General features: G+C 61.5%; 17 protein-coding genes. 8 read left to right on the top strand and 9 right to left on the bottom strand.

Annotated elements, in window-relative coordinates; all coding sequences use genetic code 11:
- Positions 1-3 precede the first annotated feature (3 nt).
- A complete protein-coding gene (locus CAF73_RS05815) occupies positions 4-1,794 on the top strand; it encodes a KinB sensor domain-containing domain (RefSeq protein ID WP_085702227.1) in 1,791 nt (596 codons plus the stop codon).
- On the opposite strand, the gene CAF73_RS05810 is transcribed toward CAF73_RS05815, so the two are convergent.
- The 7 genes from CAF73_RS05810 to CAF73_RS05780 all read right to left on the bottom strand — a co-directional run bounded on the left by CAF73_RS05810 (position 1,791) and on the right by CAF73_RS05780 (position 9,147).
- Positions 1,791-3,404, bottom strand: coding sequence for an EAL domain-containing protein (locus CAF73_RS05810; RefSeq protein ID WP_170929692.1), 1,614 nt, complete (start codon positions 3,402-3,404; stop codon positions 1,791-1,793). The genes CAF73_RS05815 and CAF73_RS05810 overlap by 4 nt on opposite strands.
- 75 nt (positions 3,405-3,479) lie before the next feature.
- On the bottom strand, positions 3,480-4,259 hold the full coding sequence (locus CAF73_RS05805) for an N-acetylmuramoyl-L-alanine amidase (protein ID WP_085702226.1): 780 nt from the start codon (positions 4,257-4,259) through the stop codon (positions 3,480-3,482).
- Positions 4,260-4,360: 101 nt separating this feature from the next.
- A complete protein-coding gene (locus CAF73_RS05800; RefSeq protein WP_085702225.1) occupies positions 4,361-6,466 on the bottom strand; it encodes a GGDEF domain-containing protein in 2,106 nt (701 codons plus the stop codon).
- Entirely contained in the window at positions 6,463-7,341 is an 879-nt protein-coding gene (locus CAF73_RS05795; protein WP_085696559.1) for an endonuclease/exonuclease/phosphatase family protein, read from the bottom strand. The genes CAF73_RS05800 and CAF73_RS05795 overlap by 4 nt, the downstream gene beginning before the upstream one ends.
- 14 nt (positions 7,342-7,355) lie before the next feature.
- Complete coding sequence (locus tag CAF73_RS05790) at positions 7,356-7,997, bottom strand: thiol:disulfide interchange protein DsbA/DsbL (RefSeq protein ID WP_085696558.1); 642 nt, start codon at positions 7,995-7,997, stop codon at positions 7,356-7,358.
- Positions 7,998-8,197: 200 nt separating this feature from the next.
- Positions 8,198-8,809: a cytochrome c gene (locus CAF73_RS05785; RefSeq protein ID WP_039764863.1), complete on the bottom strand. Its 612-nt coding sequence runs from the start codon at positions 8,807-8,809 to the stop codon at positions 8,198-8,200.
- Between the two features lie 32 nt (positions 8,810-8,841).
- Complete coding sequence (locus CAF73_RS05780) at positions 8,842-9,147, bottom strand: cytochrome c5 family protein (protein ID WP_085696557.1); 306 nt, start codon at positions 9,145-9,147, stop codon at positions 8,842-8,844.
- A 191-nt stretch (positions 9,148-9,338) separates the two neighbouring features.
- Here CAF73_RS05780 and yihA point away from each other — a divergent pair, with 191 nt between their 5' ends.
- Positions 9,339-9,989 (top strand): ribosome biogenesis GTP-binding protein YihA/YsxC, encoded by a 651-nt coding sequence (yihA, locus tag CAF73_RS05775; protein WP_085696556.1) that lies wholly within the window; start codon positions 9,339-9,341, stop codon positions 9,987-9,989.
- Positions 9,990-10,320: 331 nt separating this feature from the next.
- Here yihA and polA read toward each other — a convergent pair whose 3' ends face one another.
- A complete protein-coding gene (gene polA / locus CAF73_RS05770; protein WP_085702224.1) occupies positions 10,321-13,128 on the bottom strand; it encodes a DNA polymerase I in 2,808 nt (935 codons plus the stop codon).
- Positions 13,129-13,202: 74 nt separating this feature from the next.
- On the opposite strand from polA, the gene CAF73_RS05765 reads away from it, so the two are divergent.
- Both CAF73_RS05765 and CAF73_RS05760 read left to right on the top strand, forming a co-directional pair.
- On the top strand, positions 13,203-13,499 hold the full coding sequence (locus tag CAF73_RS05765; RefSeq protein ID WP_085696553.1) for a DUF2782 domain-containing protein: 297 nt from the start codon (positions 13,203-13,205) through the stop codon (positions 13,497-13,499).
- A gap of 61 nt (positions 13,500-13,560) precedes the next feature.
- Positions 13,561-14,514 carry a homoserine kinase gene (locus CAF73_RS05760; RefSeq protein ID WP_085696551.1) on the top strand — a complete coding sequence of 318 codons (954 nt, stop codon included), beginning with the start codon at positions 13,561-13,563 and terminating at the stop codon, positions 14,512-14,514.
- A 41-nt stretch (positions 14,515-14,555) separates the two neighbouring features.
- Here the strand turns inward: CAF73_RS05760 and CAF73_RS05755 are convergent, their stop codons facing one another.
- The gene (locus tag CAF73_RS05755; protein WP_085696550.1) at positions 14,556-15,476 is read right to left on the bottom strand and encodes a zinc ABC transporter substrate-binding protein; all 921 of its coding nucleotides are present in this window, start codon (positions 15,474-15,476) and stop codon (positions 14,556-14,558) included.
- Positions 15,477-15,542: 66 nt separating this feature from the next.
- On the opposite strand from CAF73_RS05755, the gene zur reads away from it, so the two are divergent.
- Genes zur through CAF73_RS05735 form a run of 4 tightly spaced genes read left to right on the top strand, consistent with a single transcriptional unit; the run spans position 15,543 to position 18,342 of the window.
- Positions 15,543-16,025, top strand: coding sequence for a zinc uptake transcriptional repressor Zur (zur, locus tag CAF73_RS05750; protein ID WP_085696548.1), 483 nt, complete (start codon positions 15,543-15,545; stop codon positions 16,023-16,025).
- On the top strand, positions 16,025-16,810 hold the full coding sequence (znuC, locus tag CAF73_RS05745) for a zinc ABC transporter ATP-binding protein ZnuC (RefSeq protein WP_085690422.1): 786 nt from the start codon (positions 16,025-16,027) through the stop codon (positions 16,808-16,810). The genes zur and znuC overlap by 1 nt, the downstream gene beginning before the upstream one ends.
- On the top strand, positions 16,803-17,591 hold the full coding sequence (gene znuB, locus CAF73_RS05740; protein ID WP_085647186.1) for a zinc ABC transporter permease subunit ZnuB: 789 nt from the start codon (positions 16,803-16,805) through the stop codon (positions 17,589-17,591). Before znuC ends, znuB begins: the two co-directional genes overlap by 8 nt.
- Positions 17,592-17,628: 37 nt before the next feature.
- Positions 17,629-18,342, top strand: a complete 714-nt coding sequence (locus CAF73_RS05735) for a PA5502 family lipoprotein (RefSeq protein ID WP_085702223.1) — start codon at positions 17,629-17,631, stop codon at positions 18,340-18,342.
- Positions 18,343-18,397 lie beyond the last annotated feature (55 nt).

Raw genomic sequence — 18,397 nt, 5'->3', positions numbered from 1 at the left:
CCGATGAAACTGGCGATGAAGTTGCGGACCCGCTTGTTCCTGAGCATATCCGCACTGATCACCGTGGCCTTGCTCGGGCTGTTGCTCGGGCTGGTCAGCGTGATGCAGATGGCCGGGACCCAGGAGGCGTTGATCCGCAACAACTTCGTCACCCTCGATCTCGGACTCAAACTGCGCCAGACCCTCGGCGATCAGCTGATCATGATGCTTGCCGAGAAGCCCGACCCCGTGGCGTTCGAGGCGTCCAAACGGCGTTATTTCGAATTGCTCGACGAGGGCATCGCCCAGGAACAGAAAGACGACGACCGTCCATACGGTTTCAGCCAGGCAAAAGCCGATTACCTGAACTTCCTCCAGGCGTTCGACATTTCACGCGACCCGGCAGCTGCCCTGAGTGGCGGTGGCGATTTGCGTGAGCGCTTCAATACGCTACGTAACGGATTGATCACCGAGCACAAACACGCACTGGACAACATCAATTCGGTCCAGCACGCCGCCCGCGACCGCGCGTTGCTGATTTCCGGCCTGCTTGGGCTGGTTGGGCTGGCAGTGCTGATCATCGGCTTCATCACCGCCCAAGGCATTGCCCGGCGTTTTGGTGCGCCAATCGAGGCGCTGGCCAAAGCGGCGGACAATATCGGCCAAGGCAATTTCGAAGTGATGCTGCCGGTATCTTCGGCGATGGAGATCAACCTGTTGACCCGCCGCTTCGGGCTGATGGCCGAAGCTTTGCGCGAACACCAGGCGACCAATGTCGACGAATTGCTTGCCGGCCAGCAGCGACTGCAGGCGGTACTCGACAGCATCGATGACGGCTTGCTGATGATCGATCGTCAGGGACGTCTGGAACACTTGAACCCTGTGGCCCAGCGACAACTGGGCTGGGACAGCGACCGTTTCGGCGAGGGCCTGGGTACGGCGCTTCAGCGTCCGGAACTGGATGCACAACTGCAACTGGTGTTGCGCGGTGGCACGCTGGAGCGAGCGCCGGATGATTTGAGCATCGAAGTCGATGGCGAATCGCGTCTGCTGACCTACAGTCTTACGCCGGTCAGCCATACCCAGGGGCACATCCTCGGCGCCGTGATGGTGTTGCATGACGTCACCGAGCAGCGCGCCTTCGAGCGGGTGCGCAGCGAGTTCGTGCTGCGTGCGTCCCACGAATTGCGCACACCGGTCACGGGCATGCACATGGCGTTCGGCCTGTTCCGCGAGCGGGCGAAGTTTCCACCGGAGTCTCGCGAGTCCGACCTGCTCGACACGGTCAACGAAGAAATGCAGCGCCTGATGCAGTTGATCAACGATCTGCTGAATTTCTCGCGGTATCAGAGTGGGTTGCAGAAGCTCACGCTGGCGCCGTGTTCCATCGAAGACTTGCTGGAACAGGCGCGTTTGCGTTTCGCCGATCCAGCGGCCGAGAAGGGCGTTGCCCTGCAGGTCGAAGCGCAAGGTCCGCTGCCACGCCTGCAGGCGGATCAGGCGCAGCTCGATCGAGTCCTCGACAACCTGATCGACAACGCGTTGCGCCACACCGCGCGTGACGGGCTGATCCGCTTGCAGGCCCGGCGCCATGGCGAGCGGGTAATCATCAGCGTCGAAGACAACGGCGAAGGGATTGCTTACGGTCAGCAAGGGCGGATTTTCGAACCCTTCGTCCAGGTCGGCAGGAAGAAGGGCGGTGCCGGGCTGGGACTGGCGCTGTGCAAGGAAATCGTCCAGCTGCACGGTGGACGGATGGGCGTTTACTCGCGGCCGGGGCAGGGCACGCAGTTCTACATGGCGCTGGCCGTCTAGGCTTCGTCGTCGAGTCGGCGTCCGGCGAGTCGTCGGCCACGGGTGATCAATTCGATGAACTGCACCGCGCTCAAGGCGTGGGCGAACAGCCAGCCCTGGCCGAATTTCACCCCTTCGCTGCTCAGCAGCTCGGCCTGGGATTCATATTCGATGCCTTCGGCGATCACCTTAAGATCCAGTGCCTGGGCCATGTGGATAATGTGCGGCGCAACACCACTGCTGGCAGCATCATGCCCGAGGGCGTCGATGAACGCCTTGTCGATCTTCAGGCAGTCCACGGGCAAGGTTTGCAGATAGGCGAGGCTGCAATAGCCGGTGCCGAAATCGTCGATCAGCACCTGATGGCCGACATCACGCAGCGCTTGCAGGTTTTCCCTGGCCACCACCACATCGATCAGACCGCGTTCGGTCACCTCGAACGCAATCTGCCGCGCCGCGACCCGGTGCAGGGTCAGCAGCCGCGCCATGACCTGGCCGATGCGCGGCACCATCACGTCGCAGGCGGCCAGGTTCACCGAGATATACAGCTGCGGGTTGGCCCGCAGCAACTGGCCCAACTGTTCGAGCAAGCGCTGCAGGACGAAGTCGGTCATCTGGCGAATCTGCCCGGTGTTTTCGGCCATCGGGATGAACAGGTCGGGACTGGTCAGCGTGCCGTCCGGTCGGCGCCAGCGCAGCAGCGCTTCGGCGCCGACGCAGTTGCGGCTGTCGAGATCGAAAATCGGCTGATAAAGCACCTGCAATTCACCCCGACGAATCGCGCCGTGCAACTCGGCGTCCAGCGACTGGCGCTGGCGTACGATCCAGAACACCAGAACGCCCACCACCGCACCGAGCACCAGACAGAAGGGCACCATCCACCACCAGAGCTGCGGAATGTGCATGCCCGTGCGTGGGCTGATCAACACCAGTTGATATTCCGGGTTGTCGGTGGGCATGCGGTAGATCAGGCGCGACTGGGTGACTTGCAGCGCATCCCGGGTTTTCGGCGGCCAGGGTTGCGCGGGTGGCCAGGTCTGTGGAACGCCGAGTACCGGAATCGCCCGGGTCCCGTGATCCAGCACCACCAACAGGCTGCTGCCGGGCGACAGGTCGACCATGTCGGTCAGGTGCCCGCGTGAGGTAGCCACGCGAAAATTGCCGCGCCCGAGCATCAGCGCCGCGCGGTTTTCATCGGGTTCGGTGGTGGTGTTCAGCCAGTAACTGTAGGTCGGACCTTTGATGTCCGGAGGACGGATCACCGACAGGCCATCCTGGCGCGGACGGTTGGAACAGATCCGCGTGGCGTCCATGTAGGCGGCTTCGTAGACGAAGCGATAGTTGAACGTCACTTGCTGCAACGTGGCGATCATCTCGTCGTCGCAGCTGCGCAAGGGTTGGGCTTCGAGGTCGTCGAGGCTTTCGCGCAACTGGCCGAACAGTTGCTCCAGACGCGCCAGGAAGCGCTCGCCCTGGGCATTCATTTCCTGGCTTTCGCTTTGCTCGACCTGGCGCACGGCCACGAACAGCCCGCCGGTGATCAGCAGGCTCGCACTGAGGACAGCCGCGATCATCGCCAGAAACCAGGGGCGATAAAACCAGCTACGCAGCGTCTCTCGGGTAGCAACCATCATGGATATCCGAAGAATTACCAATGAGTTATAGCTGCTGATTGCGTTTTCGCCCTGACCGTCGGGCGGGCGTCATTATTTTGTCTGATTCAACACCAGCAGCAACGCTGCCGTTTGTGCATCCGGCGTGCCGTCAAAGCGCGTCGGGCGGTAGTGCATCTGGAAGGCCGCGAGCACATGACGGGTCGCTACATCAAGCTCGCCGGTCTGCGGCGTCGAGTAGCCCAGGCGCGCCAGTTGGCTCTGGAACCAGGTGATGCTCGGCAGTTCGGCATCGAACTGCGCCTGTTGGCGTGCCACCGCTTGTTCATTGGGCCAGAGCCCCAGCCCTTCGGCGGCCAGGCGCTTCCATGGGAACAGTGGCCCCGGGTCGAGCTTGCGCAGCGGGGCGATGTCGCTGTGGCCGATGATGTGGCGCGGGCTGATGCCCTGGCGTTTGCTGATGTCCTTGAGCAGAACGATCAGCGATTGCACCTGGGCTTCGCTGTAGGGATACCAGAGGCGACCGGTCGGTGTGTCCTTGAAGCCCGGATTGACGATTTCGATGCCGATCGAGCTGGAGTTGAGCCAGGTGCGGCCTTGCCATTCGCTTTCGCCGGCATGCCAGGCACGCAGGTTCTCGTCCATCAGCTTGTAGATGGTGGCGTTCTTGTCGTCGCCGATCAGGTAATGGCTGCTGACTTCGCCGTGGGTCAGCAATTGCAGTGAGCGTTCGAGCGAGGCGGACGTGTAGTGCACGATCACAAACTGCACGCGACTGTCGTGATTGAGCGAAGGATGGCTGGTGTCAAAACGCGGGCCGCTGGCACAACCGGCCAGGAGGATCAGCGACACGAGGAGGGTAAAAAATTTCATGGCAGAGGGCAGTACACGCAAGACGATAATGCAACAGTGTAACGTATCGCCTCGCGCTTCGACGCTTGAAGGGGTGATTTAAACAATATGGAACAATTGCCTCAGCCCAGCTCCACCCGGTTACGTCCTGCGTTTTTTGCCCGGTAAAGCGCCTGATCGGCTCTTTTGAGCACCAGATCGCTGTGTTCTCCTGGCCGGAACGACGCCAGTCCCATGGAAACCGTGATCGTGACGCGCTCACCCTTGAAGTGAAACGGGCAGGCTTCGATGGCCGCTCGCAGGGTTTCCAGGAATTTGGCGCCGACGGCTGGCGTAGTGGCTGGCAGCAGCAGGACGAACTCTTCGCCGCCGAAACGAGCGATGAAGTCGCTGCCACGCAGGCGCTTGCGCAGCACCGTCGCGATGATCTTCAACACCTTGTCGCCGGCCAGATGGCCATAGTTATCGTTGATCCGTTTGAAATGATCGAGGTCGAGCATGGCCAGGCTCAGGGTGTTGCCGTGTTGCCGCCATTGAGCGATTTCATGTTCGAGCCGTTCGGTCCAGGCGGCGCGGTTGGGCAAGCCGGTGAGTGGATCGATCAGGGCTTTCTGGCGCTGCTCTTCAAGGTGTTCGCGATAGCCCAGCGCTTCCTGCTCCATGTGCGCCACGCGCTCGGCCAGGCTTTTCAGGCGTCCGGCGACTTCCTGTTCCCGGGCGTCTCGCTGCTTCTGGTGCTGATCCATGGTGCCGAGCAGGCCTTCGAGGTGGTTTTCCAGTACGTGCTTCAGATCATCCAGATCAGCCGCTTCCTGCACGCTGTTCTGCAAGCCGTCGACCTGTTCGCGGATCTGCGTGTCCATCGCCCGCGACGCGGAGCTGTTGTCGGCGTGGCCTTCGCTGGCGGCCTGCAAGTTGCTCTGAAATGCTTCGAGGCGTTCATTGAGTTGCTGCAGGTAGGCTTCGAATTCGTGCTGGCCGCTGTCGGTAATGGCCAGCATCAAGGTCGCCAGATCGTCGAGGATCGGCAGCAGTTCGTACCAGTTCAGACCGTTTTTCAGGCGGTCGCGCATGGCTTCGGCTTGCGGGCGGTGGCGCTCCGGCAGGGTCAGGTCATCCAGCAATCCGATCAGCGTGTCTTCGATATGTTTGGCGACCGAGCTGTAGGACGGTTCCGGCGAGTCGGGCAGGGCATAGAGAATGTCGTGCTCGGATTGCTCCGGATCGATGGCGGCCAGTGCCTGAGCGATGGGTTCGGGCAGGGGTAGGCTGTCGAGGATCACGGGTGGCGGGGTATCGCCGGGGTGGATCAGTTCGTCCGGATTGATGGCTTTCGGCACTGCGGGCGCGAAAACCGGAGGAGGCGTGAAGGCCTGCGGCTCCGGCTCAGGCTTAGTGGGTTCTGGTTCGGTGGGTTCTGGTTCGCCGGGGGCCGTGGGGGCTTCGGTGAGGATTCTGGAAGGCTCAAAGGCAACCACCTCCGGCTCAGAATGGTACTCAGGCAGCGGCGCGGGAGTTTTCGCTGGTTCTGCCACGGTTTCGGCGACCGGTGCTTGGCTGGCTGGCGCAGAGGCGATCGGTTCGCTGGTCGTGACAGGTGCTTCCTGCAAGGGCGCAATTTCATGCGTGACGGGCGTTTGGTCTGGCTGTGCTGGAGGCGCGACCACGCCAGGCTGAGTCACTGCGGCATGCGTTTCCTCGCTGTCGCGGCTGCCGAACAGGCGCTGCAACAGCCCCGGGCGCCCGGGTTCCGCTGGCGTCTCCAGCCGGCTCAAGGCCTTGCCCTGCAAGCCGCTGAGCTCGCTGAGCAACAGCGGCATTTCCCTTGCCTGACTGACCCGGCCGTCCAGTTGCTTGGCGAATTTCTTCAGCGGCTGGGCCACATCGCGGGGCAGCGGGAGGGATTGCAGCTGAGTGACCAGCGCAGTCAGTGCGGTGCTGACCTGTTCGATCCGGGTTTCCCGGCGCTGCTCGGAATCGAGCACGGCTTTTTCCAGGCGTGGCAACAGGGCGGCGAGGCCGGCGTCCATGTCATCGGTGCGCACCACGTCGCGCATTTCTTTCATGCACTGATCGACTACGCGGTCGGTGCCTTCCGCCGCCAGGGTGCTGCGCACCAGACCACGGCGCAGCAAGTCGAGCCGGGCGTCCCATCGACGTTCGAGCTTTTCCTGTTGTTCGATGCTTTTGAGGTATTTCTCTTTCCAGCGCTGGGCTTCGTCGCTCATTCAGGGGTTCCGCGAAGGGCAGTGCTCAACGCGGGCAATGCATCGGCCGTGAGCGAACCCGGCAGACGAATCTCTACCGCGACCGGCAGGTGATCGGAAATCGGTTGTGCCAGCACTTCGACCTTTTCCAGGGCCAGGGTCGGGCTGAGCAGAATATGGTCCAGGCAACGCTGTGGGCGCCAGCTGGGGAATGTCGCTTCGAGTTGCGGGGCCAACAGGCCGAGGTCGCGCAACGGCGAGTGTTGCAGCAGATCGCTGGCGTGGGTATTCATGTCGCCCATCAGCACCTGATGCTTGTAGCCGCCGATCAGCTCGCGGATGTAGGCCAGTTGCATGCTGCGCACGCGCGCGCCCAGTGCCAGATGCATCATCACCACTACCAGCGCTTCCGGGCCCTCGCCAAAACGCACCAGAATTGCACCGCGCCCTTTCGGACCCGGCAGCGGGTGGTCCTCGATTGCCCACGGTCGCAGGCGACTGAGCACGCCATTGCTGTGCTGGGCCAGTCGGCCAAGGTTGCGATTGAGTTGTTGATACCAGTAAGGGAAGGCGCCCAGTTGGGCCAGGTGTTCGACCTGATTGACGTAGCCTGAACGAAGGCTGCCGCCATCGGCTTCCTGCAGGGCGACGAGATCGAAGTCGCCGAGCAGATTGCCGATCTTTTGCAGATTGCTGGAGCGCCCGGGGTGCGGCAGCAGATGCTGCCAGCTGCGGGTCAGGTAGTGCCGATAGCGCTCGGTGCTGATGCCGACCTGAATATTGAAGCTGAGCAAGCGCAGACGGCTGTCTGCGGGCAGGCCCGTCGATTCCAGGTGATGCTCGTTGACCTGCGGATCATGCAGGCCAACGACGCGTCCGGTTCCCCAGCGGCGCATGGCGATTGCCGCGCTTAGTTGGCGGCTGCCTTGCTGGCCGCTCGCTCTTTGGCCACCAGTTGGTCAGCCAGTTTCAGCGCTTGTTCGGCGCCGCCGGCAGAGCCGATGTCGAAGCGGTATTTACCGTTGACGATCATGGTTGGAACGCCGGAGATTTCATACTTCTTGGCCAGCTCGCGGGCTTTTACGATCTGCCCTTTGATGGCGAACGAATCGAAGGTCGCCAGGAACTTGTCCTTGTCCACGCCTTGAGTGGCGAGGAAGTCGGCCATGTCGTTCTTGTCGGTCAGTTTCTTGTGTTCTTTCTGGATCGCGTTGAATACGGCAGCGTGCACGTTGTGCTCGACGCCCATGGCTTCCAGGGTCAGGAACATTTGACCGTGAGCGTCCCAAGGACCGCCGAACATCGCAGGAATGCGCACGAAGTTGACGTCGGACGGCAGTTTCTCAACCCATGGGTTGATCACCGGCTCGAACGCGTAGCAGTGCGGGCAGCCATACCAGAACAGCTCGACCACTTCGATCTTGCCAGGCACGGCGACCGGCACCGGGTTGCTCAGCTCGACGTAAGGGGCAGCAGGGGCTTCGGCGGCCTGGGCGGTCACGCCGAACAGGCTGGCAGCGACGAGGGCGGCGCTGATGATCAGGTTACGCATGCTTTACTCCTGGACAATTTTGGTCGCCTCGCGCGACCTGTTTTCAGACAGGTCCTGGCGGGCATGAGTTCTGTAGTGTAACGGCAGCGGCCACAAAAAAGGGCGGCCAAAGCCACCCTTTTTATACTTGCTGCGACGGATTAATCGAGCGTTAACGTGACAGGCGTTGGCCATTGCACGCAACGCTCGAATCGCGCGTGTTAATGCAGGCCCTGAATGTAGCTGGAGACTGCCGCGATGTCTTCATCGCTCAGCTTGCGGGCGATGGTGCGCATGGTCATCGCGTCGCCGTCGTTGTTGCGGCCGGCTTCTTCTTTGCGGAAATCGGTCAGCTGCTTGGCGATGTACTGAGCGTGTTGGCCACCCAGGTGCGGGAAGCCGGCGGCTGCGTTGCCGGCGCCGTTCGGCGAGTGGCAACCGGTGCAGGCTGGCAGGCCTTTCTCGAGGTTGCCGCCACGGAACAGGGCTTCGCCGCGAGCGACGATCTTCGGATCGGCGGCACCGACGCTGCCTTTCTGGCTGGCGAAGTAGGCAGCGATATCGGCCAGGTCCTGATCGCTCAGGTTGGTCAGCAGGCCGGTCATTTCCAGAACGGTGCGCTTGCCCGACTTGATGTCGTGCAATTGCTTGGTCAGGTAACGTTCACCCTGTCCGGCCAGCTTTGGAAAGTTTGGCGCCATGCTGTTGCCATCCGGGCCATGGCAGGCCCCGCAAACGGCAGCCTTCGCCTGGCCTGCGGCGGCATCGCCTGCAGCATGGGCGAAACCTGAGATTCCCACGGTCAACAGCAGACTCACGATCAGTTTGTTCATCAGCTAATCCAACTACGGCTAAGGGTTAAGAGTTATGGACCGGGCTTACTCTCGCTCATCCATAGGATGATGGCCTGGTAATCCTCGGCACTGCAGTCCATGCACAAACCACGCGGCGGCATCGCCTTGAAACCCTGGGTCACGTGTTGCACCAGCGTCTCCATACCTTTCGCCAACCTCGGCGTCCAAGCTTCCTGATCGCCTCTTTTGGGCGCCATGGGTAGTTGGCCGGAATGACAGGCTCCACATACACGGTTGTACACGGCTTCCGGATCCTGTGTAGCCTGTGCGCTGTACAGCGGCATCAAGACTCCGGCAGCCAGCAGCCATTTCGTCATAAAACGACCTTTTCAGGGTTGAGAGCGTTCTGCGTTCTAATGCGCAATCAAAGTCTGTCGCTCTCGTGAACTTCATCCTTCGCTGGGACAAAGCACACACAAAATCTGCGGCATTATATACTGGCGCCACTGAAACGGAAGCGACACCGCGTTCCGCGCCTAATCCCGGCGCCGCCCACATCGGAAATCCCATGCAACTCAAGAATCCCATCCTCGGCCTGTGCCAACAGTCCACGTTCATGCTCAGTGCCGCCAAAGTCGATCAGTGCCCCGACGACGAAGGCTTTGAAGTGGCGTTCGCCGGTCGCTCCAACGCCGGTAAATCCAGCGCGCTGAACACTCTGACTCACGCCAGCCTGGCGCGCACCTCGAAAACCCCGGGTCGCACACAGCTGTTGAACTTCTTCAAGCTAGACGATGAACGGCGTCTGGTCGACCTCCCGGGCTACGGTTATGCAAAAGTACCGATCCCGCTCAAGCAACACTGGCAGCGTCACCTGGAGGCTTATCTCGGTGGCCGCGAGAGTTTGAAGGGTTTGATTCTGATGATGGACATCCGTCATCCAATGACCGATTTCGACCTGCTGATGCTCGACTGGGCCGTTGCCGCCGGCATGCCGATGCACATCCTGCTGACCAAGGCCGACAAGCTGACCTACGGCGCAGCCAAGAACACCCTGCTCAAGGTGCAGTCGGAAATCCGCAAGGGTTGGGGCGATCAAGTGACGATCCAGCTTTTCTCGGCCCCGAAACGCATGGGCCTGGAAGAGGCCTACACTGTGTTGGCAGGCTGGATGGAGCTGGCGGATAAAGGTGCCGAAGCGGCGACCGAGGCAGAATAAGGGGATTTCAAAACTGTCTGTGGTGCCGCCAGGCAAGGCACAGGCAGTTTTTAGGCAAAAAAAGCCCCGGACTTCATATGGGGAGGGAGAAGTTCCGGGGTTTAAGCTCCGAACCGCTAGGGCGGGGTTCAGATATCTGCCAACACTTAACACAACATAGGAGCATCGAAGGGCTTCACCAGCCATTCAGTATCTCTGAGTGCCTTGTCGCAAGATTAGTTCAGAATTTTTTCAAAGAACTTTGGAATAAGCTCAAGAACGATCAGGCCTAAGCGGTTTTCGATGCCTTTGCCGCGACGCTCTGTCGCGGCAAAACCCCGTCTCAGAAACCTCAGTGCGCCTCGTCCCAGTTGTTGCCAACCCCGACTTCCACCAGTAACGGCACGTCCAGTTTTGCCGCTTCGCTCATGTGCACGCGTATTTCTTCGCGAACCTGATCGACCAGATCCTCGCGTACCTCCAGCACCAGTTCATCGTGCACCTGCAGGATGACTTTGGCGTCCAGCCCGGAAGCGCTCAGCCAGTTATCCACCGCCACCATGGCTTTCTTGATGATGTCCGCTGCGGTGCCCTGCATCGGCGCGTTGATAGCGGTGCGCTCGGCGGCGGCACGTTCCTGCGGCTTGTTGGAGTTGATGTCCGGCAGATACAGACGACGACCGAAAATCGTTTCCACGAAACCCTGATCTGCTGCCTGCGCGCGGGTGCGGTCCATGTACTCGCGAACGCCCGGGTAGCGCGCGAAATAGGTGTCGATGTAGGCCTTGGCGGTCTTGGTGTCGACGCCGATGTCCTTGCCCAGCTTCTGCGCGCCCATGCCGTAAATCAGGCCGAAGTTGATCGCCTTGGCGCCACGGCGCTGGTCGGAGGTCACTTCGTTCAGCTCGACCTTGAATACTTCCGCTGCCGTTGCTGTGTGCACGTCCAGATTGTTGCGGAAGGCGTTCATCAATCCCTCGTCGCGGGACAGGTGCGCCATGATCCGCAGTTCAATCTGCGAGTAGTCCGCCGCCAGCAGTTTGTAGCCTTTCGGCGCGACGAACGCCTGGCGGATGCGCCGGCCTTCGGCGGTGCGCACCGGGATGTTCTGCAGGTTCGGATCGCTCGACGACAGGCGACCGGTCGACGCAACGGCCTGATGATATGAGGTGTGGATACGTCCGGTGCGCGGGTTGATCTGCTCCGGCAGGCGATCGGTGTAGGTACTCTTCAACTTGCTCATGGAACGGTGTTCCATCAGCACTTTCGGCAAGCGGTGATCGTCTTCGGCCAGCTTCGCCAGCACTTCTTCGGCGGTGGATGGCTGGCCCTTGGCGGTCTTCTTCAGCACCGGCAGGCCGAGTTTTTCGTAGAGGATCACGCCCAGTTGCTTCGGCGAGCCGAGGTTGAATTCTTCACCGGCGATTTCGAAGGCTTCACGCTCCAGCGCGACCATCTTGTTGCCCAGCTCGATGCTCTGGATGCCGAGCAGTTCAGCGTCGACGAACGCGCCCTGGCGTTCGATGCGAGCGAGCACCGGCACCAGCGGGATCTCGATATCCGTCAGTACGCTGGCCAGGCTCGGGATGGCACTCAGCTTCTCGAACAGCGTCTGGTGCAGGCGCAGGGTCACGTCGGCATCTTCGGCGGCATACGGCCCGGCCTGTTCCAGGGCGATCTGGTCGAAGGTCAGCTGCTTGGCGCCTTTGCCGGCGATGTCCTGGAAGCTCACGGTGGTGTGATCGAGGTACTTCTGCGCCAGGCTGTCCATGTCGTGACGAGTGGCGGTGGAGTTGAGCACGTAGGACTCAAGCATCGTGTCGAAGGCAACCCCGCGTACGGTGATGCCTTCGTTCTGGTCGCCACCGATGGCGCAGTTGGCCAGGATGTTCATGTCGAACTTGGCGTGCTGGCCGACCTTGAGCTTGTTCGGGTCTTCCAGGATCGGCTTGAGCGCGCGCAGCACGGTGTCGCGATCCAGTTGCTCCGGTACGCCGATGTAGGAGTGGGTCAGCGGGATGTAGGCTGCTTCGTTGGCCTGCACCGCGAAGGACAGACCGACCAGTTGTGCCTGTTGGGCGTCGATCCCGGTGGTTTCGGTGTCGAAGGCGAACAGCTTGGCGTTCTTCAGCTTTTCCAGCCAGACGTCGAAGCGCGCCTGATCGAGGATCGTTTCATACGCGGCTTCAGTCGGAGCGGCGGGCGCTTCTTCTACGACAGGCGCGCTGAACAGATCGCCGGCCGGCGCAGGCTCGGTGGCAACGCTCAGTTCCAGACGCTTGGCGTCCCGCTGCAGATCGTTGATCCAGCTCTTGAACTCCAGCAGGGTGTAAAGCTCAAGCAGTTTGGCCGGATCTTCCGGGCCCATTTGCAGGTCGTCGAGGCCGATATCCAGCGGCACGTCAACCTTGATGGTCGCCAGTTGATAGGAGAGGAACGCCATCTCCTTGTGCTCTTCGAGCTTGGCCGGCAGGGTCTTGGCGCCGCGAATCGGCAGGGTCGGCACGATGTCGAGCTGCGCATACAGCTCGGTCAGGCCACCGTTGACGCCCACCAGCAGGCCGGAAGCAGTCTTCGGACCGATACCCGGAACGCCGGGGATATTGTCGGAAGAGTCGCCCATCAGGGCCAGATAATCGATGATCTGCTCGGGAGCGACGCCGAATTTCTCCTTCACGCCCTCCACGTCCATCGAACTACCGGACATGGTGTTGACCAAGGTAATGTGGCCGTCGACCAGTTGCGCCATGTCCTTGTCGCCGGTGGAGATGATCACCGGACGATCGGCAGCCGCGCTGCTGCGAGCCAGGGTGCCGATCACGTCATCGGCCTCGACGCCTTCGACGCACAGCAGCGGGAAACCGAGGGCGATCACGCTCTGGTGCAGCGGCTCGATCTGCACGCGCATGTCGTCCGGCATGCTTGGGCGGTTGGCCTTGTATTCGGCGTACATCTCATCGCGAAATGTCCCACCCTTGGCGTCGAACACCACGGCGAACGGGCTGTCCGGATACTGCTTGCGCAGGCTCTTGAGCATGTTCAACACGCCTTTGACCGCACCGGTCGGCATGCCTTTGGAGGTGGTCAGCGGTGGCAGCGCGTGAAAGGCGCGGTACAGGTAAGACGAACCGTCCACCAGGACGAGGGGGGCTTGGCTCATGAGCAGAATCAACCTTTTCGGCGGGCCCGGCGCTAGAATAGCGGGACCATTGACGACAAAGGGACAAGGTTATCATGCGTACGTTAAATCGCTTGCTGCTGGTCAGTCTGATTGCTGTCTCACCGCTGGCCGCGATGGCGGCGGATGATGCGCCATCCTCGGAGCCGGAAGTTACCATTAGCACGCACACGGAAGGCGATAAGGTCATTCAGGAATACAGCCGGAGTGGATTCGTGTATGCGATCAAGGTCACACCGAAGGGCGGCAAACCCTATTTCCTGGTGCGCGCCGATGGTACGGACGCGAACTACATCCGGTCCGACCAGCCGGATATGCTGATTCCGTCGTGGGAAATCTTTACCTGGAAGTAAGTTTCCTGACTTTTAATCGGCGCCGTCTGATAGCGGCGCCAGAACTGAGCAGTTTTTAACCATGTCTGTGTTCACCCCCCTGGCTCGGCCCGAGCTGGAAACCTTTCTCGCCCCTTACGGGCTCGGCCGTCTGCTCGATTTCCAGGGGATCGCCGCCGGCAGCGAAAACACCAACTTCTTCATCAGCATGGAAAAGGGCGAGTTCGTCCTGACCCTGGTCGAGCGCGGGCCGGTGCAGGAAATGCCGTTCTTCATCGACCTGCTCGACGTGTTGCACGAAGCCGATCTGCCGGTGCCTTACGCACTGCGCACCACTGACGGCGTGGCCTTGCGCGAGCTGAAAGGCAAACCGGCACTGCTGCAGCCGCGTCTGGCGGGCAAGCACATCAAGCAGGCCAACGCCCAGCATTGCGCGCAGGTCGGTGACCTACAGGCGCATCTGCACCTGGCGACCCAGGGCGACAACATGATCAAGCGCAAGACCGATCGTGGCCTGGACTGGATGCTGGAGGAGGGTACTCAGTTCCTTTCGCACCTGAGCGATGAACCGCGCGCACTGCTGCAAACCGCGCTCGATGAAATCACTCAACAGAAAGAGAAAATTCTCGCGCTGCCACGGGCGAACATCCACGCCGATCTGTTCCGCGACAACGCGATGTTCGAAGGCACTCACCTGACCGGGCTGATCGACTTCTACAATGCCTGCTCCGGGCCGATGCTCTATGACGTGGCGATTGCTCTGAACGACTGGTGCTCTGACGATGACGGTCTGATCGACGGCCCGCGTGCGCGTGCGTTCCTGGGTGCCTACGCGGCACTGCGACCGTTCACGGCTGCCGAAGCCGAGCTGTGGCCGACCATGTTGCGAGTGGCGTGCGTGCGGTTCTGGCTTTCGCGGTTGATCGCGGCGGAATCGTTCGCCGGGCAGGACGTGCTGATCCATGATCCGAAAGAGTTCGAGCAGCGGCTGGCGCAGCGTCAGGCGGTCAATACGCCGCTACCTTTCGCCCTGTAAAAGAAAAACCGCAGCCTGTTTGCAGGCTGCGGTTTTTTGTATCAGAGCGATTCGAGACAGCCCGCCAGGTCATTCCCCAGCTTCTCCAGCACTTGCTCGTAACCCTGAGCCGTCGCTGGCGTGTACCCGCCCAACGCATCCAGCTCCGCCAGCTTCACCGGCAGGCCCGCCACCAGCGTTTCGGCCAGGCGTGGACGCAGCGGCGGCTCACTGAACACGCAGGTCTTGCCGACCTCCTGCAATCGCGCGCGCATCGCCGCCACATGCTGGGCGCCCGGCTGCACTTCCGCCGCGACGCTGAATACGCCGGTGTGTTTCAGGCCGTAGGCGTCTTCGAAGTAGTCGAAGGCTTCGTGGAAGACGAAGTAGGGTTTGCCTTCAATACCGGCCAGGCGTTTCTTCAAGCGCTGGTCGAGTGCATCCAGACGCTCATCGAACGCCTTGGCGTTGCTCTGGTAGCGCTCGGCATTGGCCGGGTCTGCGGCGCTCAGGTCAGCAGCCATTTTGTCGGCAATAACCCGCGCGTTCACCGGCGATAGCCACAAATGCGCATCGAGGCTGCCCGGGCGATGATCGTGATCGTGTTCGTCGGCTTCTTCAGCGTGGGAGTGGCTGTCCGCAGCGAAACGACGCAGCTTCATGCCTGAAAGATCCTGTACTGCGACGCTCGGCAGCGTACGACCGTTCAGCACGCGAGGCAGGAAACCTTCCATGTCCGGGCCGATCCAGTACAGCAGGTCCACCGATTGCACTTTGCGCACATCGGACGGACGCAATGCGTAGTTGTGCGGCGAAGCCCCCGGCGGTAGCAGCACTTCCGGAATCGATACACCGTCCTGCACTGCAGCGGCGATCAATTGCAGGGGCTTGATGCTGGTGAGGACTCTGACCTCGGCCTGAGCCGGACCGATCAGCAGAAAACCGGTGATGAATACGACAAAAACAGAAAAAAGTCGGGACACGATGACCACTCAATGAGGCGAGAACGGGTAACATAATAACGTCTCTAACCAAACTCGTCGCCGCTCATGCCTATTACCCCGATTGCCAGCCGTCCCCACGACCACTCGCACTGCGTTCACAGCGCGCTGTCCGAGGCCGATGCCCTGTGTGCACAGAAAGGCTTGCGCCTGACCGCGCTGCGCCGGCGAGTGCTGGAACTGGTCTGGCAGAGCCACAAGCCGCTGGGTGCCTACGACATTCTGGCGGTGCTCAGCGAGCAGGATGGCCGCCGCGCTGCTCCGCCAACCGTGTATCGGGCGCTGGACTTCCTGCTGGAAAACGGCCTGGTGCACCGCATTTCCTCGCTCAACGCCTTCGTCGGTTGCGTTCACCCGGAGCATTCGCACCAGGGCCAGTTCCTGATCTGCCGCGAATGCCACGCCGCCATCGAACTTGAACAAAAAAGCATCAGCGACGCCATCGTTCACAGTGCCAAGGACGTCGGCTTCATCGTCGAAGCCCAGACCGTCGAAGTGGTCGGCCTCTGCTCCGGTTGTCGGGGGGCTTGATGAGCGATGCGCTGATCCGTCTGGAGCAGGTGGCGGTCCGGTTTGCCGGGCAGAACGTGCTGGACAACATTCACCTGAGCGTCGAGCCGGGACAGATCGTCACCCTGATCGGCCCCAACGGCGCCGGCAAGACCACCCTGGTGCGTGCCGTGCTCGGGCTGCTGAAACCCGACAGCGGCAGCGTCTGGCGCAAACCGAAACTGCGCGTCGGTTACATGCCGCAGAAACTTCACGTCGATCCGACCTTGCCGCTGTCGGTGCTGCGCTTCCTGCGGCTGGTGCCGGGGGTCGATCGCCCGCGTGCGCTGGCGGCACTCAAGGAAGTCGGCGCCGAGCACGTCATCGACAGCCCGGTGCAAAGCGTTTCCGGCGGTGAAATGCAGCGGGTATTGCTGGCCCGTGCCTTGTTGCGCGAGCCGGAGCTGCTGGTGCTCGACGAGCCGGTTCAGGGCGTCGATGTCGCCGGACAAGCCGAGCTGTACAGCCTGATCACCCGACTGCGTGACCGTCACGGCTGCGGCGTATTGATGGTTTCTCACGATCTGCATCTGGTGATGAGCACCACCGATCAGGTGGTGTGTCTCAACCGTCACGTCTGCTGCTCCGGGCATCCCGAGCAGGTCAGCGGCGATCCGGCCTTCGTCGAGCTGTTTGGCAACAATGCGCCGAGCCTGGCGATCTATCACCACCATCATGATCACGCCCACGACCTGCACGGGTCGGTGGTCAAAGGGCCCCTGTCGGCTCAACCTCACGTTCACGGAGATAGCTGCAAGCATGGCTGATTTTCTGTTCTACGCCCTGCTTGCAGGTCTGGCGCTGGCGGTGGTCGCGGGGCCGCTGGGCTCGTTCGTGGTCTGGCGGCGCATGGCCTATTTTGGTGACACCCTGTCCCACGCCGCACTGCTCGGCGTGGCGCTGGGCTTTCTGCTGGATGTCAGCCCGACTGTCGCGGTGACCGTGGGCTGCCTGCTGCTGGCGGTGCTGCTGGTGACCTTGCAGCAGCGCCAGCCACTGGCGTCCGACACGCTGTTGGGCATTCTTGCGCCGAGCACGCTCTCTCTCGGGCTGGTCGTACTAAGCTTCATGCATGAAGTGCGGATCGACCTGATGGCCTATCTGTTCGGCGACCTGCTGGCGATCAGCCCGACCGATCTGGCGTGGATCCTCGGCGGCAGCGCGGCGGTGCTGGTGTTGCTGGTGACCTTGTGGCGCCCGCTGCTGGCGATCACCGTGCACGAAGAACTGGCGCGGGTCGAAGGCCTGCCGGTGGCCGGATTGCGCATGGCGCTGATGTTGTTGATTGCGGTGGTGATCGCGGTGGCGATGAAAATCGTCGGTGTGTTGCTCATTACATCGCTGTTGATCATCCCGGCGGCTGCGGCACAACGTCACGCCCGTTCGCCGGAGCAGATGGCACTGGGCGCGAGCGTGCTGGGCATGCTCGCCGTGTGTGGCGGGCTGGCGCTGTCCTGGTTCAAGGACACCCCGGCCGGCCCGTCCATCGTTGTGACGGCGGCCGCACTGTTTCTGCTGAGTTTTGTTCTGCCCCGTCGAGGGGTGTAGACTTGCTCGTTTTTTGCGCAAATAGAGAGTCGCAGGAATGAAGCCGTTCGCCTCCCGTTATCTGCTCCTTGTGGCCTTTTCAGTGCTGCTGGGCGCCTGCCAAAGCACGCCGCCGGTGGCCGAAGTCCCCGATGCGCGGGCCACGGCCATCGCACAGCTGGAGCAAAGTCTGGCCAGCAGCGAACTGGCCACTGCCGAAGACCAATTGGCAGCCTTGCAGGCCGAAACACCCAACGATCAATCCCTTGAGCAATACCAGCGCCAGTTGGCCGAGGCCTATCTGCGTCGCAGCCAGATCGTCCTGCAAAAGGGCGATGTGAATGCGGCGGCGACTGCGCTGGCCCGTGCCCGCGTGCTGATGCCCAAGGCCCCGGCGCTGACGGGTGGCGTCAACGGCGCGATCACTGAAGCGCGCAAGGCTGAACTGGAGAAAGCCGAAGCGGCGCTGCAAGCCGCTGAAGCCAAGCCGAAAGCCAAGGTGATCGATCCGACTGCGCAAAGCACTACGATCGCGCTGAATATCACCGACAGCCGCAAACTTCGTCGCCAACTGGATGCGATCGCCGCCGATGTGGTGAATTACGACTGTGCGGTAAGCATTCAGGCCCCGCGCACCAATGATTACCCGTGGCTGGCGACGTTGATCACCAAGCGCGTGAAGAAGCTAGATCCGGATTTCGATCTGAAAATCGAGAAACAGATTCTGCGCAGCGTGCCGGCACAGATGGTTCTGAGCCCGCGCAAACCCTGAAAAGTTTCGTCGGAACGCCGCCCGGAGCAAGCCCGCTCCCGCATTGAGTTCGTGT

Origin of the sequence: Pseudomonas sp. B15(2017), assembly GCF_002113215.1 — a bacterium.
Classification (GTDB): domain Bacteria; phylum Pseudomonadota; class Gammaproteobacteria; order Pseudomonadales; family Pseudomonadaceae; genus Aquipseudomonas.
This window is presented reverse-complemented; position numbering and strand designations above follow the sequence as displayed.

What these genes read in the sequence shown, in the direction of transcription:
- CAF73_RS05815 (WP_085702227.1), top strand. Translation starts at nt 4, where the DNA reads ATGAAACTGGCGATGAAGTTGCGGACCCGCTTGTTCCTGAGCATATCC.
- CAF73_RS05810 (WP_170929692.1), bottom strand. Translation starts at nt 3,404, where the DNA reads ATGGTTGCTACCCGAGAGACGCTGCGTAGCTGGTTTTATCGCCCCTGG.
- CAF73_RS05805 (WP_085702226.1), bottom strand. Translation starts at nt 4,259, where the DNA reads ATGAAATTTTTTACCCTCCTCGTGTCGCTGATCCTCCTGGCCGGTTGT.
- CAF73_RS05800 (WP_085702225.1), bottom strand. Translation starts at nt 6,466, where the DNA reads ATGAGCGACGAAGCCCAGCGCTGGAAAGAGAAATACCTCAAAAGCATC.
- CAF73_RS05795 (WP_085696559.1), bottom strand. Translation starts at nt 7,341, where the DNA reads ATGCGCCGCTGGGGAACCGGACGCGTCGTTGGCCTGCATGATCCGCAG.
- CAF73_RS05790 (WP_085696558.1), bottom strand. Translation starts at nt 7,997, where the DNA reads ATGCGTAACCTGATCATCAGCGCCGCCCTCGTCGCTGCCAGCCTGTTC.
- CAF73_RS05785 (WP_039764863.1), bottom strand. Translation starts at nt 8,809, where the DNA reads ATGAACAAACTGATCGTGAGTCTGCTGTTGACCGTGGGAATCTCAGGT.
- CAF73_RS05780 (WP_085696557.1), bottom strand. Translation starts at nt 9,147, where the DNA reads ATGACGAAATGGCTGCTGGCTGCCGGAGTCTTGATGCCGCTGTACAGC.
- yihA (WP_085696556.1), top strand. Translation starts at nt 9,339, where the DNA reads ATGCAACTCAAGAATCCCATCCTCGGCCTGTGCCAACAGTCCACGTTC.
- polA (WP_085702224.1), bottom strand. Translation starts at nt 13,128, where the DNA reads ATGAGCCAAGCCCCCCTCGTCCTGGTGGACGGTTCGTCTTACCTGTAC.
- CAF73_RS05765 (WP_085696553.1), top strand. Translation starts at nt 13,203, where the DNA reads ATGCGTACGTTAAATCGCTTGCTGCTGGTCAGTCTGATTGCTGTCTCA.
- CAF73_RS05760 (WP_085696551.1), top strand. Translation starts at nt 13,561, where the DNA reads ATGTCTGTGTTCACCCCCCTGGCTCGGCCCGAGCTGGAAACCTTTCTC.
- zur (WP_085696548.1), top strand. Translation starts at nt 15,543, where the DNA reads ATGCCTATTACCCCGATTGCCAGCCGTCCCCACGACCACTCGCACTGC.
- znuC (WP_085690422.1), top strand. Translation starts at nt 16,025, where the DNA reads ATGAGCGATGCGCTGATCCGTCTGGAGCAGGTGGCGGTCCGGTTTGCC.
- znuB (WP_085647186.1), top strand. Translation starts at nt 16,803, where the DNA reads ATGGCTGATTTTCTGTTCTACGCCCTGCTTGCAGGTCTGGCGCTGGCG.
- CAF73_RS05735 (WP_085702223.1), top strand. Translation starts at nt 17,629, where the DNA reads ATGAAGCCGTTCGCCTCCCGTTATCTGCTCCTTGTGGCCTTTTCAGTG.